This window comes from Promicromonospora sp. NPDC060204 (assembly GCF_042728455.1).
Lineage (GTDB): Bacteria > Actinomycetota > Actinomycetes > Actinomycetales > Cellulomonadaceae > Promicromonospora.
This window is the reverse complement of sequence record NZ_JBHWZO010000006.1, coordinates 16,413-30,422: the sequence shown is the minus strand read 5'-3', so window position 1 is coordinate 30,422 and position 14,010 is coordinate 16,413. Positions and strand designations below refer to the sequence as shown.

The 14,010-nt window shown below is 71.0% G+C and carries 17 protein-coding genes; 6 read left to right on the top strand and 11 right to left on the bottom strand.

What is annotated here, in order from left to right; translation table 11 throughout:
- Positions 1-26: 26 nt before the first annotated feature.
- The 9 genes from ACFWEJ_RS01600 to ACFWEJ_RS01560 form a co-directional block, all read right to left on the bottom strand.
- On the bottom strand, positions 27-1,472 hold the full coding sequence (locus ACFWEJ_RS01600) for an MFS transporter (protein ID WP_377227449.1): 1,446 nt from the start codon (positions 1,470-1,472) through the stop codon (positions 27-29).
- 237 nt (positions 1,473-1,709) lie between these two features.
- Positions 1,710-2,156 (bottom strand): DUF6098 family protein, encoded by a 447-nt coding sequence (locus ACFWEJ_RS01595; protein ID WP_377227448.1) that lies wholly within the window; start codon positions 2,154-2,156, stop codon positions 1,710-1,712.
- Positions 2,153-2,575: a PRC-barrel domain containing protein gene (locus ACFWEJ_RS01590; RefSeq protein WP_377227447.1), complete on the bottom strand. Its 423-nt coding sequence runs from the start codon at positions 2,573-2,575 to the stop codon at positions 2,153-2,155. Before ACFWEJ_RS01590 ends, ACFWEJ_RS01595 begins: the two co-directional genes overlap by 4 nt.
- Entirely contained in the window at positions 2,572-2,949 is a 378-nt protein-coding gene (locus ACFWEJ_RS01585) for a hypothetical protein (protein WP_377227446.1), read from the bottom strand. Before ACFWEJ_RS01585 ends, ACFWEJ_RS01590 begins: the two co-directional genes overlap by 4 nt.
- Positions 2,946-4,175 carry an NRAMP family divalent metal transporter gene (locus ACFWEJ_RS01580; RefSeq protein WP_377227445.1) on the bottom strand — a complete coding sequence of 410 codons (1,230 nt, stop codon included), beginning with the start codon at positions 4,173-4,175 and terminating at the stop codon, positions 2,946-2,948. Before ACFWEJ_RS01580 ends, ACFWEJ_RS01585 begins: the two co-directional genes overlap by 4 nt.
- Entirely contained in the window at positions 4,172-4,645 is a 474-nt protein-coding gene (locus ACFWEJ_RS01575; RefSeq protein ID WP_377227444.1) for a hypothetical protein, read from the bottom strand. The genes ACFWEJ_RS01580 and ACFWEJ_RS01575 overlap by 4 nt, the downstream gene beginning before the upstream one ends.
- A 38-nt stretch (positions 4,646-4,683) precedes the next feature.
- Positions 4,684-5,874, bottom strand: coding sequence for a zinc-dependent alcohol dehydrogenase (locus ACFWEJ_RS01570; protein WP_377227443.1), 1,191 nt, complete (start codon positions 5,872-5,874; stop codon positions 4,684-4,686).
- A gap of 121 nt (positions 5,875-5,995) precedes the next feature.
- On the bottom strand, positions 5,996-6,394 hold the full coding sequence (locus tag ACFWEJ_RS01565) for a CBS domain-containing protein (protein WP_377227442.1): 399 nt from the start codon (positions 6,392-6,394) through the stop codon (positions 5,996-5,998).
- Between the two features lie 69 nt (positions 6,395-6,463).
- Complete coding sequence (locus ACFWEJ_RS01560; protein WP_377227441.1) at positions 6,464-6,685, bottom strand: CDGSH iron-sulfur domain-containing protein; 222 nt, start codon at positions 6,683-6,685, stop codon at positions 6,464-6,466.
- Between the two features lie 303 nt (positions 6,686-6,988).
- Between ACFWEJ_RS01560 and ACFWEJ_RS01555 the strand changes: the two genes are divergently transcribed.
- Positions 6,989-8,032, top strand: a complete 1,044-nt coding sequence (locus ACFWEJ_RS01555; protein ID WP_377227440.1) for an iron-containing redox enzyme family protein — start codon at positions 6,989-6,991, stop codon at positions 8,030-8,032.
- Between the two features lie 7 nt (positions 8,033-8,039).
- Here the strand turns inward: ACFWEJ_RS01555 and ACFWEJ_RS01550 are convergent, their stop codons facing one another.
- Entirely contained in the window at positions 8,040-9,158 is a 1,119-nt protein-coding gene (locus ACFWEJ_RS01550; RefSeq protein WP_377227439.1) for a serine hydrolase domain-containing protein, read from the bottom strand.
- A gap of 9 nt (positions 9,159-9,167) precedes the next feature.
- On the opposite strand from ACFWEJ_RS01550, the gene ACFWEJ_RS01545 reads away from it, so the two are divergent.
- The 5 genes from ACFWEJ_RS01545 (at position 9,168) to ACFWEJ_RS01525 (ending at position 12,735) form a co-directional block, all read left to right on the top strand.
- On the top strand, positions 9,168-10,058 hold the full coding sequence (locus tag ACFWEJ_RS01545) for a LysR family transcriptional regulator (RefSeq protein WP_377227438.1): 891 nt from the start codon (positions 9,168-9,170) through the stop codon (positions 10,056-10,058).
- A gap of 120 nt (positions 10,059-10,178) precedes the next feature.
- Entirely contained in the window at positions 10,179-10,442 is a 264-nt protein-coding gene (locus ACFWEJ_RS01540; RefSeq protein ID WP_377227437.1) for a GlsB/YeaQ/YmgE family stress response membrane protein, read from the top strand.
- A gap of 68 nt (positions 10,443-10,510) precedes the next feature.
- On the top strand, positions 10,511-11,446 hold the full coding sequence (locus ACFWEJ_RS01535) for a hypothetical protein (RefSeq protein WP_377227436.1): 936 nt from the start codon (positions 10,511-10,513) through the stop codon (positions 11,444-11,446).
- A gap of 149 nt (positions 11,447-11,595) precedes the next feature.
- The gene (locus tag ACFWEJ_RS01530) at positions 11,596-12,048 is read left to right on the top strand and encodes an Hsp20/alpha crystallin family protein (protein WP_377227435.1); all 453 of its coding nucleotides are present in this window, start codon (positions 11,596-11,598) and stop codon (positions 12,046-12,048) included.
- A gap of 156 nt (positions 12,049-12,204) precedes the next feature.
- Entirely contained in the window at positions 12,205-12,735 is a 531-nt protein-coding gene (locus tag ACFWEJ_RS01525) for a DUF1269 domain-containing protein (protein WP_377227434.1), read from the top strand.
- 55 nt (positions 12,736-12,790) lie between these two features.
- Here ACFWEJ_RS01525 and ACFWEJ_RS01520 read toward each other — a convergent pair whose 3' ends face one another.
- Positions 12,791-13,987 carry a Gfo/Idh/MocA family protein gene (locus tag ACFWEJ_RS01520; RefSeq protein ID WP_377227433.1) on the bottom strand — a complete coding sequence of 399 codons (1,197 nt, stop codon included), beginning with the start codon at positions 13,985-13,987 and terminating at the stop codon, positions 12,791-12,793.
- Positions 13,988-14,010 lie beyond the last annotated feature (23 nt).

The following is a 14,010-nucleotide window of genomic DNA, read 5'->3' as shown; positions in this document are numbered from 1 at the left end:
GCGGCGGGGCGGTGTGATCACTGCCGTCAGCCCACGTGCAGGAGCGGCGCCTTCTCGGAGGCAGCCGCCTCCTTCATGGCGTCCTTGCCGATCAGCGCCGCGGCGACCACAGCGGCCGCAACGAGGATGCCCGCCGCGGCGAGGAAGACGGCGGAGTACCCGTCGACCGTGGCCTGGGCCGAGCCCGGGTCGGCGGCGTTCGCCGTGACCGCGACGTACAGGGCCGTCACGACCGCGAGACCGATCGACCCACCCACCTGGTTGGAGGCGTTGGCGGCGGCCGCAGCGGCGCCCGCGTCGTGCGGGGCGACGCCGAGCAGGGAGAGGTTCTGCAGCGGGACGAAGGTGAAGCCCATGCCGATGCCCATGACCAGGACGCCGGGGAACACCTGGGCCCAGTAGCTGCCGTCGACGGTGATGAAACTGAGGTACGCGACGCCAAGGGCGCTGATGAGCGGGCCGAAGATGAGCTGCCGACGCGGGCCGATCTGGTTGAGCAGCTTCGTCGCGAACGGGACAGTGACCATGATGCCGCCGGTGATCGGCAGGCTCGCCAGTCCGGCGAGCAGCGGGCTGAGGCCCAGCACGATCTGCAGGTGGAAGGTCAGGTACAGCATCGCGCCGATCATCACGGCGCCGGTGATCGCCTGGAGCAGGAACGCCGCGGCGCGGGCTCTGTGCCGAACCACCCGCAGCGGCAGCAGCGGGTGGTTCGACCGGGACTCGACGAGCACGAACGCCGCCAGCAGGACCAGACCCAGCGCGAGCATGCCCAGCGTCGCCCCCGACGTCCACGACTCCTCGGCGAGCGTCAGGCCGTACACGAGCGCGGCCAGGCCGGTACTGACCGTCACCGCGCCCAGCACGTCATAACGGCGGTCGCCCTCGGCACGGCTCTCGGTCAGCAGCACGAGCGCCGCGACGACGCCGGCCACGACGAACGGCACGTTGACCAGCAGGCACCACCGCCAGCTGAGGAACTCGGTGAGCACTCCGCCCAGCAGCAGTCCGACGGCGGACCCTGCGCCGGCGACCGCGCCGAAGATCGCGAAGGCCGTGTTGCGCTCACGCCCGTGCGGGAACGTGACGGTCATGATCGCCAGCGCCGCGGGCGCCATGAGCGCCGCGGCGACGCCCTGGACGCCGCGGGCGACGAGCAGCTCGGCGCCGGACTGCGCCAGGCCGCCCCACGCGGAGGCGGCGCCGAACAGCACGAGGCCCAGGACGAAGGTGCGGCGGCGGCCCCAGAAGTCGGCGATGCGCCCGCCGAGCAGCAGGAACGCACCGAAGGCGAGGGCGTAGCCGGTGACGACCCACTGACGCGCGGTGTCGGACAGCCCGAGGTGGGTCTGCGCGCTCGGCAGCGCGACGTTGACGATCGTGCCGTCGAGGACGACGAGCAGCTGGGTCAGGGAGACGGTGGCGAGGATCCACCAGCGCCACGCAGGCGCGGGCGAGGCAGGCGAGGTCATGGGAGTGTCCTTCGACGAGGGGACGTCCGGGGTTTCCAGCCCCGATCGGCGCTCATCGGCACTCGACCAGACCCGACGCTGTCGTCGGTCAGACGGAGGACAACCTAGACGACGCGAGGCCCGATCGGTAAGCGCGGACGGCTGTGGCGACCGTCACGGAAGCGCAGTCCCAGGTGGTCCACGGTCGCCGGCAGCGGGTCGCGCACGCCTGGGTGGACGGGGCCGGCCGAGCTCGCATCAGGTGCCGTCGGCTCCCGGGGCGAAAGCCTGCTTGTAGAGCGACACCGCTTGGTCGAGGGTCGACGGGGCGACCGACGCGACCGGTGTGATCGCCACGAGCAGGGGCTCACAGTCGGGGCCGCGAGCGGAGACCTCGCCGGTCAGCAGCCAAGGAAAGCGGTCCTGGACCATGAGATGGGCGTACTGATAGAGCTGGCGGGCAATCCAGTGCTCGACGGGCCGCGTCCACCAGGGTTCCGGTGTGAGGGGGTTGACGCTCAGCCCCGGCATCAGGCATCCGCTCTCGTGGTCGCGGCTGACCGCCGCACGGTCGGCCTCGGGTCCGGCGCTGAAGCGCACGTACACCGGAGCCAGGAGCTGGACGAGCTCGGCGACCTCCGTCAGGGTCTGGAGGCGAGGCATGTCCGCGAGCAGCGTGAAGTGCTCAGCGGGATGGTTGGTCACGACGCGCTCACCCCCCCCAGCTCGGGCGATCCTTTCGTGAAGCCGGCGACGAGGCGCACGACCACTGGCGAGCCGCTCGTACGCACCTCGGCGACATCAGCCCAGTCGACGAGGAACGTGCCGCGGTGGCGACGGCGGACCAGCTGGGCGATCGGCCAGGGTGAGCGCACCTTCGTCCGCTCGTAGCCCAGGAACGATCCCCCGCTGTGCGGGCTCACCAGCAGCCCGACCAACCGGGCGCTACCGACCGCGTCGGGTGCGACGTGGGCGCTCAGCGGGGGTTCGGGGTCCTCCCGGTCCCGCCGCTGGTCGTCCGGCTCGTCGACAAGCTCCAGCGCCAACCGCACGTCCACGACGACGCCGAGCGTCGCACCGTCGGGCCCCACGACGCTCGCGTCAAGCAGGTCGCCCACGTTCATCGGCCCGCCTCCGGGTCGTGGCGTCCCCCGGGGATGCGGCCGATGACGTGGTCGCGCAGCCAGTGCTCCACCCAGTCGGCGTCGAGGCGGTCGGACGGCACGGTGAGCTGGATCGCCGTGCCGATGTGGCCGACGTCCTGCCACGCGATCCGGGGCTGCTGGGAGACGGGGACCGCCCCGCCGAAGAGCCGGACGAACAGGACCGGGCCGACCAGGATCGCCCCGACGCGGACCTCCGCGCCGGCCCGGGCCGGCGCACCGTCGGGCCCCGTCAGCTCCAGGTCGTCGACGGCGCGGATGGGCTCGCCGTCCACGTCGAGCACCTGCCGGCTGAGCAGGTGCAGCCGGGCGTCGACGATCCGCTCGCGTGTCATGACCCGGCTCCCGTCGCGATCATCAGGGGTATCGCGGCGACGGCCGCCACGACCACGATCACCAGGTACACCGTGCCCAGGGCGTTCACCACCCGGCCGTTGACGTGGCGGCCCATGTACTGCGGGTCGTTCGCCACCACCAGGATCGGCACGTAGGTCAGGGGCAGGGCGACGGCCGAGAAGACCACCGACATCTCGGTCACGGCGATCGGGTCCACGCTCGTCATGAGGATGCCGACGCCGAGCAGGATCGCCACGATCATCGTGAGGTGGAACCGCGCCGCGCGGGCCGGCCTGCGGAACTTGCCCCACGACCAGCCGAGGTACTGGGCCAAGGAGTACCCGCTGGACAGCGCGGTCTCCAGCGCGGCGCCGAACGTCGCCGCGACGATGCCGACGATGACCAGGGCCAGCAGGAGCACTCCCCCGGCCTGCGCCACCGGAAGGACGATCTGGGACAGCGACGAGACCTCGATCCCCGCGGGCAACAGCACCACGGCCGCGCACGCCGCGATCGCCACCGAGAGGAGCCCGCCGAGCGGGAACCCGATCAGGACGTTCGCACGGTTCATCGTCAGGTCCTTCGCCGTCCAGCGCTCCTCGACCGCGCCCGAGGAGAAGAAGAACACCTCGTACGGTGTCATCGCGGCACCGAACAGCGCGACGGCGTAGTACCAGTACGCCGCCGGGTGCTCCGTGGACGGCGGAGAAGGCGGCACGGCCTGCCGCATCAGCTCACCCCAGTCAGGGCCGAGCAGGAACAGCGCGACGCCGAAGCCCACCAGCAGCAACCCCATCAGACCCGCGACGTTCTCCATCACCTGGAACTTCACGCGCCACAGCACCAGCCACACGGCCAGCGCGGCAACCGGGATCCAGAGGCGTGGCTCGACGCTGCTGACGAGGTGGAGCGCGAGGGCGATACCACCGATCTCCGCCGTGAGCGTGAGGAGGTTGATGGCGAACGACGCGACGAGATTGGCGCCGGCCGCCTTCGGGCCGAGGCGCTCGCGGATGATCTCGAACGTCGCGCGGCCGCTCACGGCGGCCACGCGACCCGCCATGCTCGCGAACAGACAGATCCCGACCACGCCGAGCGCCACCACCCAGACGAGCGAGAGCCCGAACCGGGACCCGACGACGGCGTTGGTGACCAGATCACCGATGTCGACGAAACCGCCGATGGCCGTCAGGACACCGAGGGCGACTCCCAGGACCTTCTTCACGGGCCACCCGCCTCGGCCAGTGCCTTCTCGACGGCGTCGGTGGCCGTCGCCAGGTCCGCGAGCAACGCGTCGGCCGTCGGCGGCACGGCGTCCGCTCCGTCGAGGTCGCCACCGGCGCGGGCCGCGTCCCACTCCCGCGCGCCCACGACGACGTCCGTCACGTCGCCGACGGCTGCGAGCGCCGCGGCCCGCTGGTCGGACGTCGTGGTGTCGGGCGGGACGAGGGTGGTCAGCGCGGTCTCTGCGTCGTCCAGCACGCGGAGCTGGTCGAGCAGAGCCGTGTCTGCCATGGGGGCGGTCAGGCTGCCGCGCGAGAGCTGCTCGACGACGATCCGCGTGGTCTCGGCCGCCGAGCCCGCCTGGGACAGGGCGTCGGCGACCGCCGCGCTCGCCTGCCCCGGCTCCTGGTGGCTGGCGACGGTGCACGCGGCGGTCCCGGCGAGCACGGTCGCGGCGACCGCGCCGCGCACCGCCCACAGCCGGAATCGTCCTGGCGCCCGCACCACCGTCAGGCCGCCGGGTCGAGCACGACCTTGACGCAGCCGTCGTCCTTGCGCTGGAACATCTCGTACGCCTCCGGTGCCCGGTCGAGCGGCCAGCGGTGGGTGCGCAGGTCCAGCACGCCGAGCGGGTCGGCGGAGTCCTGGACGAGCGGCATCAGGTCGCCGATCCAGCGCCGGACGTTGGCCTGCCCCTGCCGGATCGTGACCTGCTTGTCGAAGAGCGTGAGCATGGGCAGCGGGTCCTTGGCGCCGCCGTAGACGCCGGCCAGGGAGAGCGTCCCACCGCGGCGGACGAGCTCGATGGCGGTGAGCAAGGCGGCCAGCCGGTCGGTGCTCGCGTGCTCGACCAGCGGCCGCCCCACGACGTCGGGGAGCACGCCGGCCGCCTTCTGCAGGGCCTCGGCGACGGGTGAGCCGTGCGCCTCCATGCCCACGGCGTCGATCACCGCGTCGGGGCCGCGTCCTCCGGTGAGGTCGCGGACCGCCTCGGCGACGTCGGTCCGCCTCTGGTCGAGCACGCTGACGCCGTGCCGGGCCGCCATCGCCAGCCGCTCCGGAACCAGGTCGACGCCGACGACCAGTCCCGCGCCGCGGTGCGCGGCGATCCGAGTCGCCATCTGGCCGAGGGGGCCAAGGCCCAGCACGACGACCGACCCGCCCGGAGGCACCTGGGCGTACTCGACCGCCTGCCAGGCCGTGGGCAGCACGTCGGACAGGTACAGGTACCGCTCGTCGGGCTCCCCGTCGTCCGGTACGACGACCGGACCGTACTGCGCCTGCGGCACCCGCAGGTACTCCGCCTGCCCGCCAGGCACCTGGCCGTACAGCTTGGTGTACCCGAACAGCGCCGCACCGCTCCCCTGGTCCGTGACCTGGGTGGTCTCGCACTGGGACTGCAAGCCGTGCTGACACATCCAGCACCGCCCGCACGCGATCCCGAACGGGACCACGACCCGGTCGCCGACCCGCAGGTCGCCGGCCTCCGGCCCGACCTCCTCGACCACGCCCATCGTCTCGTGCCCCAGCACGTCCCCCGCGTCGAGGAACGCGCCCAGGACGCCGTACAGGTGCAGGTCCGACCCGCAGATGGCCGTGGAGGTCACCCGGACGATCGCGTCGTTCGGCTGTTCGATCCGGGGGTCCGGCACGTCCTCGATGCTGACCTTCTGCTGCCCCTGCCACGTGAGTGCTCGCATGGCCGCCGTCCTCTCGGTGTCGCGTGCACTGCCGGTCTGAACCTTGACCCTCGCGCGTTCCCGCACCACTCGCCATCGCGCGCCCCACCCGGCCCCTCCCGCCGGCCGGAAGTGCGGTTTCTCACCACGTAGTGGGTACGGACATGATGTCGCGCTCGACATTGAGGTCTCCGAAGGTGAGGAGTCCTACGACCGTGTCTCTGTCCAGGACCGGGACTCGGCGAACCCTGGCGGCGCGCATCACGTCGAACGCGGCCTCGACCGAGTCGGACTGTCCGACCGTGACGGTGCTGTCGCCGATGACCAGCTCCACGGTGGCCTCTGCGCCGAGTCCGGCGGCAAGACCGCGCACCACGATGTCTCGGTCGGTGACGACTCCGACCGCTCTGGTGCCGTCCTGAACCACCAGCGCTCTCAGGTCCTGCTCGGCCATCGTCCGGGCGGCTGAGCGCAGCGTGTCGGTCACGTCCACCGCGGGCGGTGCAGGGGTCATGAAATCGGCGACGGACGGATGATCCATGGCGCGTCTCCTCCTTGTCGCGGTGGCGCCGCCTACCGAGGTCGTCGAGCTGCCGTGCGGGACGCCCGGTCAGTCGTCGGACCGGTAGCCGTTCACCTTGTGCGTTCCGTCGCACCAGGGCGCGATGGCGGTGCCGCCGCAGCGACACAAGGCCACGGTGGCGCGGCTCCGGGGTACCGCGTCGCCGGCCTCGTCCACGATCGTGGCCGGGCCCCGCAGCAGGAGTGGGCCGTCGGGGCACGCGCGGACAGTGACCTCATTCGTGACCGGACGCGAGTCTGGCGTCGACACGTCGCCTCCTTCCCTCCGGAGATGCTCCAGCTTCACCCTCTTGATCCGCCCAACATAAGGGGGTCGCTGCCACTCGCAACCTTGGCGCGACCAGGAGTGCAACGCCTTGCGAGCTGACGACTCCGTGCACACGATGAGCCGACCATCGCGTTGGGCAACTTCGCACCTCACCACCGACGGGACACTTCGATGACTTCCACGAGCACCAGGACTTCCCCGGAGACGCATGACTTGTCGGACGACGTGGCGCGGGGAGACGCACGCCGGACCCAGCGGTTACCGCTTCCGCGACCCCGTGGCCGGTTGAGCACCGAGCTGCTCGCGGTGCTCGTCGCGGGGCCTCCGTCCGACGACACGCACATCCGTCTTGCCCGGGTGCGCGAGGCCGCAGCGGATGTCGTCGCCGGGTGCGACGACGCCACGGACGTCCTGCAGGGTGCGGACCTGCAGCTCGCGCTCTGCCTGCTGTACGAGCTGCACTACCGAGGCGTCGACCAGGTCGACGACACCTGGGAGTGGGAGCCCGCGCTGCTGGCAGTCCGACAAACCTTGGAGCGTCCGTTCGAAGCGGCCTTGCGCTCGCGCGCGGGCCATCCGACCTGCGCAGCGACGGACGCCGCAGGTGTCGCCCGCCGCCTCTTCGAGATCGCCGCCGACGACGGACCAGGCATGGCTCGTTACGTCGCCAAGCATGCCGACGCCGAGCAGGCACGTGAGTACCTCGTGCTCAAGTCGCTCTACCAGCTCAAGGAGGCCGACCCGCACACGTGGGCCATACCACGGCTGACCGGGGCGCCGAAGGCCGCACTGGTCGAGATCCAGGCCGATGAGTACGGCGGCGGACAGTCGGGCCACATGCACGCGGAGCTCTTCGCGCGTGCCATGCGTGGCGCCGGGCTCGACGACAGCTACGGCTGGTACGTCGATGTCGTGCCCACCCCGGTGCTCGTCGCGCTCAACACGATGTCGCTGTTCGGGCTGCACCGCCGGCTCCGAGGCGCGATCGTCGGTCACCTGGCCGCGTACGAGATGACGTCGTCGATCCCCAGCAGGCTGTACGGCAACGGCTTCAGACGCCTCGGTCACGATGCCGGCACGACTCGATACTTCGACGAGCACGTCGAGGCGGACGCCGTCCACGAGCAGATCGCCGGTCATGACCTCGCCGGTCGGCTGGCCGAGCAGGATCCGGGGCTGCGGGACGACATCCTCCTCGGTGCCACCGCGTGCCTGGCGGTCGAGGGCGACGTCGCCGCCTTCGCACTCGACCAGTGGAAGAGAGGCGCCTCCGCGCTGCTGGCTCCGGTGAACGACGTGCCGGAGCACCGGGACGCCAGCCGTACCTGAAGCCGGTCTACCGGTCGGACGCCTCCTCGCCGCCGAACACCGCCCGGACTAGCGCCTGGTTGGCCTGCTGGAAGGTGGCGCCCATCGACATCGTGGGGTCGTCCACGTAGTGCAGGGCCGCGGTCAGGGTGCGGCCGCCGTCGGGGGTGCTGTACATGAGCGCGGCGTGCCCCGCGATGCCGCCGTTGTGGGTGATGACGGTCCCGCCCGCGTCGGTCGGCTGCACGAACACGCCCAGGCCGTAGCCCGCCTTGGGGTGCGGCGTCAGCATCTCGGTCAGCAGGGCGTCGGGCAGCAGCTTGCCGGTGAGCAGCCCGACGATGAAGGTCTGCAGGTCCTGGGTGGTCGAGATCATGTCTCCGCCGGTGGCGATCCAGGACGGGTTGTGCCGCGTGACGTCGACCGTCCTCTCCTCGCCGCCGTCGTCGTACCGGTAGTAGGCATGGGTGTACGGGGCGGGGATCTCCTGCGAGGTGCCCGGCAGCACCGTGCCGGTCAGGCCGAGCGGCCCCAGGACCAGCCGCTGCGTCTCCTCGGCGAGCGAGCGGCCGGTCACCCGCTCGATCAGCAGCCGGACCAGCACGTAGTTGGTGTTGGAGTAGCTCCAGTCCGTGCCCGGCTCGAACCGGGCCGGGTTGGACAGCGCGATCCCGACGAGCTCCTCCGGGGCGTAGGTGCGGAACCGGTTGTCGACCCACTCCTTGCCCGACTGCGTCGCGGGGATGCCGGGCACGAACGTCCCGTCGTCGTAGTACTCACCGGTGAAGTTGAAGACGCCGCTGGTGTGCTGGAGCAGCATGCGCAGGGTGATGCGCGGGTCCAGCCGGAGCTCAGGCAGGTGGTCGTGCACCGGCGCGTCCAGGCTGAGCACGTTCTCGCCGACCAGCGCCAGCGCCACGGTCGCGGCGAACGTCTTGGTGTTGCTGCCGATCCGGACGTGCCCGTCGGTCGAGGGCGGGGTGTCGTCGTCCAGCGCCTGCCGGCCGGCGACGCCGGTCCAGTCGCCCTGCTCGTCGTGCACGCGCAGCTGCACCCCGGTGAACCCGGCCTCGACCATGGTCTCGATGTCTCGCTGCAGCTGGTCGCGGTCCGCCGTCCGCAGGGTGGGGAGAGATGGCGCGGTCACAGGAACGACGTGGAGCTTCGCGAGATCGAGATCTTTCTGACCCTCACCGAGGAACTCCACTTCGGCCGGACCGCGCAGCGCCTGCACCTGTCCCAGGCGGCGGTCAGCCAGGCGATCAAGAAGCAGGAGCGCAGCATCGGAGCACCGCTGTTCCACCGCACCAGCCGTGTCGTGCGCCTGACGCCGATCGGTGAGCGGCTCCGGGACGATCTGCGGCCCCTGCTCCGGGCCATCACCGACAGCACCGAACGCGCACGCGTGGCAGCGAGCGGACGGTCCGGCGTGCTGCGCGTCGGGACCGCCGCCGGCAACACCCTGGAGCTGCGGCCGTACTGGGACGCGTTTCGCGCCGCCCACCCCACCTGGGACCTTCGGGTGCGCTACCAGCCGTTCAGCAACGCCATGGCCGTTCTGCGGCAGGGTGACATCGACGTGTACGTCGGGTGGCTCCCCATCACGGAGCCCGACCTCACGAGCGGGCCGGTGATGTTCACCGAGCCGATGGTCGTGGCCCTCGCGCTCGACCACGATCTGGCCCGCGCCGACGCGGTCAGCCTGGAGGATCTCGCCGCCTTCGAGGTGATCGACACCGCCGGCGCCTTCGCGGACGAGTACATGGACGTCTTCAACCCGTTCCAGACACCGGGCGGGCGCACCATCACGCGCGGTCCGGTGATCGCGGACCTGGAACAGGCCTTCAGCGCCACCGCGAACGGTGAGGTCGCCCAACCGCTCGGCGGCCACGCGGCCCGCTACTACCAGCGCCCCGATCTCACCTACCGGCCGTTCCGCCAGGACTGGAGGATCAGCTGGGGCCCGATCTGGAAGGCAGACAACGACAACGCGGGCATCCGCAACCTCACCGCGGTGCTGAGCGACCTCGGCCCGCGAGAGCTCTGACGACTTCCCGTGGCGAGCGCCGGCCAACCGGGTGAAAGTGGATGAGCAACAGATCGTCTTCCAGGGCTTGAGCCAGAGCGTCCGCACGCGTCAGGGGACGCATCCTCGAACGGAGCTTCCATGGGCATCATCGGCTGGATCCTGATCGGACTCATCATGGGCGCCATCGCCCGAGCGATCCTTCCCGGCAAAGCCGCCGGAGGATGGTTCATCACGCTCGTCGTCGGAGTTCTCGGCGCGCTGCTGGGCGGCTGGATCGGTGGGGCGCTCTTCGACGTCCAGGTCAACGACTCCTTCTTCTCACTGACCACGTGGTTCTGGGCCCTCGTCGGCTCGCTCCTCGTGCTCGTCATCTGGGGAGCCGTCGCACGCCGACGGGCCTGAACCAGATGGAGTCCGTCCGCGTAGGACTCGTGGCCGACCCAGCCGCGCCGACCGTGATCGCGCAAGGCTTGGCTGATCTGCGCCCGCCCGATGGTGGCGTCGCATGGGACATCACCGTGGTGAGCGAGCCGTTCACGACCGGGTCCGAGGACCTCCGGACCGCGCTGGACAGGCTGCAGGACCAGGCTCGCGAGCGGGACTGGGACCTCGTCGTCGGCCTGACCGAGCTTCCTCTTCACGACGGGAACGGCCGGCACCTGCTGGCCGATACCGACCCCGACCGACGCACCGCGGTGCTCTCTCTGCCCGCGCTCGGTGGGCTGCGGGTCCACGCCCGGGCGCGGCGCGCAGTGCGCTCGCTGGTCAGCACGATGGCCGAGCCGAGCGGGGAGGACAGGCACCGCGTCGTCCTGCCCCGCCTGCGGGGTCGGTGGCGCCTTCTGCTCGGCATGGTGCTCGCGAACCGTCCCTGGCTGCTGGTGCCCGGGCTGAAGTCGGCGCTCGTGGCGGCGTTGGCGACCGGCGCCGTGGCCACGGTCAACTCGACGGTCTGGGTACTGGCGGACTCGCTGTCGTGGTGGCGCCTGGTGATCGCGTCCGTCGCCTCGGTCACCCTCGTCGTGGCCTGGCTCGTGATCGACGGCGAGCTGTGGGACCGCCCCGAGGGCGACTCGCCACAGGCACGGGAGCGATCCCGCCTCTACAACGCGTCAACGGTGCTGACACTCGTGACCGGCGTGGTCATCTGTTACTGCGCTCTCTACGTCGTGAACCTGGCGTGGGCGCTGTTCGTCCTGGACCCCGACCTGATGGGCAGCTACGTCGGGGCGACGCTCGGGTACGGCGACCTGGTGGTCCTGGCCTGGTTCGTCGCATCAGCGGCAACCGTCGGTGGTGGCCTTGGTTCTGGCCTGGAGTCGGACGAGGCGATTCGCGCCGCCGCCTACTCCAAGCGCGAGGAGGACCGGCGCGAGCGCCTCGCGCGCGACCGGCAGGGCAAGTAGCACTTCTTCTCGCTTGCGGCTCCAGACCCTTGGCACTCTCGCATCAAGAGTGCTAAAAAATGAATGTAGCCGGACGGCGGCACCCACCGCCGTCGAGCGCCGCGGTCCTGGAGGGGCCAGGACCGCATCAGCATGGGAGGTGATGCGCAATGGCTACCTATTGGGACCCGTTCCAGGAGATGGACCGGCTGTTCGGCTCGTTCGCGAGCAACGCACGACAGTCGGGCACCCTGCCGATGGACCTGTTCCGCACCGGCGACCACTACGTGCTGTCCATGGACCTGCCCGGAGTCGATCCAGGGACCATCGACGTCTCGGTCGAGGACCGCACGCTGACCGTCCGCGCCGAACGCACGCAGCGTTCGGGTGACGACGCGCAGTGGCTGGTCCGGGAGCGTCCCACCGGCACCTTCGCCCGGCAGCTCACGGTAGGCCGCGGGCTCGCACTGGACCGGATCTCCGCGTCGTACACCGACGGCGTCCTGTCGCTGACCATCCCCGTCAGCGAGGAAGCCAAGCCGCGGAAGATCGAGGTCGCCCACACCGCCGGCACCACGCCCATCGGCCGAGGATCCGGCGACCGGCAGACCATCGAGTCCTGACCGCCGTCGACCCGCCCCTCACGCCGGCTCGACGGCGTAAGGGGCGGGTCACCCGAATCATGTGACTCGACGAGGCGCACCCCGGCCTAGCGTCGCGGGCGAACCATCGAACGAGTGCCCCGCGGACGGCGGGCCACGCTATCGAGGAGAGACGACATGGCGCTCGACACCCTGGTGGCCTTCGCGGCCAGCTACGGCAGCGAGGACGACGCGGTGACCGACTACGAGGCGGTGAAGGAGTTCTACCAGGTCAGCGGTCTCATCGACACCTACGACGCGGCGGTGGTCTCGCGGCACGCCGACGGCAAGGTCAAGATCGTCAAGAAGCACGAGCAGCCGACCCGGCACGGCGCCTGGGGCGGCCTGGGTCTCGGCCTGGCCGGGGGCGCACTCGTGGCCCTCTTCCCCGCGATCGGTCTGGGTGGCGCCCTGCTCGCGGGCGGCGCCGGGGGCAGCGCCATCGGCGCGCTCGCCGGGCACGTCGCCGGCGGGATGAGCCGCGGCGACCTGAAGGACCTGGGCGAGCTCCTCGACGAGGGGCAGAGCGGCCTGGTCGTCATCGCCGCGTCGGACGTGGCAGCACACGTGGAGAGCGCGATCGCCCGCGCGGCCAGGCTGGAGAAGAAGGAGCTGAAGGCCGACGAGAAGGCGCTGGAGGCCGCGATCGACGAGGCCACCGCGAGGTGAGTCCGCGGGGGCGATCCGAACGCGGCGTCGCGGGTCGCCCCAGCGCCCCGGCCCGTCAGCTCTGCGGCGCGTCCCCGAAGTCGCGGATGTCCAGGCGGACGCCGCCCTTGAGCGCCGACTCGTGCGCCACGATGCCGGGCATCGTGTACCGCGCGGCGACCCAGGCGTTCACCGGCGGGAGGGCGCCGGTCGTGACGGCCGTGACGAAGTCGTCGGCCAGGAAGTGGTGACTGCCCTCGTGGCCGTTGGAGACGTTCGCGAACTCCTTCGGCAGCCGCGAGCGGTCGTGCACCGGCGCGGAGCCCGAGGTGAAGGCGTCCCGCAGCGCGGGCGAGACGTGCTCCAGCGACGGGTCGTCGGGTGACAGCGTCGGCTTGGGAGCCAGGTGCTCCGTGATGTCCACGACCTCCTGCTTGTCCTGCCAGAGGCTGACGTTGACGAGCTGCTCCATGCTGGCCTCGGTGCCGAAGAACCGGAACCGCGACTCGCGGAAGTGCGAGGGGAACCCGACCCGGCGGAACTCGTTGATGCGGAACGCGCCGCCCCCGGCGGCCTCGAACAGCGCGGTGGCGTTGGAGAAGTCGTTGGCGAACTGGCTCACGTCCTTGTCGAACACCCCGTCCCCGCGGTCGTCGAGCACGCCGATCGCCGAGACGCTGGTCGCGTGCGTCTGCCAGGCGCCGAGGATCCCGCCCAGGGAGTGCGTGGGGTACATCAGGGGCGGGTAGCTCGCGGTGGACTTCCAGTTCTCACCGCCGCTGTACCGGTACGCGTCGTAGAAGCCGAGGTCCATGTCGTGCAGGTAGTCGCCCTCGGCGTAGAACAGCCGGCCGAAGGCGCCCTTCGCGGCCTGGTCACGGGCGTGGACGGTCGCCGGGTTGTAGTAGCTCGTCTCGCCCATCATGTAGGTCAGCCCGGTCTCCCGGACCGCCTCGACGATCGCCTCGATCTCCGGCTCGGAGATGGCCATCGGCACCGAGGAGTAGACGTGCTTGCCGGCGCGCAGCGCCTGGACCACCAGGGGCCCGTGCGTCCAGCGCTGCGTGAAGATCGCGATGGCGTCGACGTCGGAGGCGAGCAGGGCCTCGAAGGACGGGACGGTCCCGGCGAGGTCGTACTCGCCGACGAGCTTCTCGGCGCGCTCGGGCAGCAGGTCGGTGACGTAGATGTCCCCGACGCCGGGGTGGAGGTTCCAGAGCTTGACGAACTGCCCGGCGAACTGCCCGGCTCCGACGATGCCAAGTGTGAACACAGATGCTCCTTGTCCTGGGCCGC

What these genes read in the sequence shown, in the direction of transcription:
- ACFWEJ_RS01570 (WP_377227443.1), bottom strand. Translation starts at nt 5,874, where the DNA reads ATGCGAGCACTCACGTGGCAGGGGCAGCAGAAGGTCAGCATCGAGGAC.
- ACFWEJ_RS01585 (WP_377227446.1), bottom strand. Translation starts at nt 2,949, where the DNA reads ATGACACGCGAGCGGATCGTCGACGCCCGGCTGCACCTGCTCAGCCGG.
- ACFWEJ_RS01525 (WP_377227434.1), top strand. Translation starts at nt 12,205, where the DNA reads ATGGCGCTCGACACCCTGGTGGCCTTCGCGGCCAGCTACGGCAGCGAG.
- ACFWEJ_RS01565 (WP_377227442.1), bottom strand. Translation starts at nt 6,394, where the DNA reads ATGGATCATCCGTCCGTCGCCGATTTCATGACCCCTGCACCGCCCGCG.
- ACFWEJ_RS01590 (WP_377227447.1), bottom strand. Translation starts at nt 2,575, where the DNA reads ATGAACGTGGGCGACCTGCTTGACGCGAGCGTCGTGGGGCCCGACGGT.
- ACFWEJ_RS01600 (WP_377227449.1), bottom strand. Translation starts at nt 1,472, where the DNA reads ATGACCTCGCCTGCCTCGCCCGCGCCTGCGTGGCGCTGGTGGATCCTC.
- ACFWEJ_RS01530 (WP_377227435.1), top strand. Translation starts at nt 11,596, where the DNA reads ATGGCTACCTATTGGGACCCGTTCCAGGAGATGGACCGGCTGTTCGGC.
- ACFWEJ_RS01540 (WP_377227437.1), top strand. Translation starts at nt 10,179, where the DNA reads ATGGGCATCATCGGCTGGATCCTGATCGGACTCATCATGGGCGCCATC.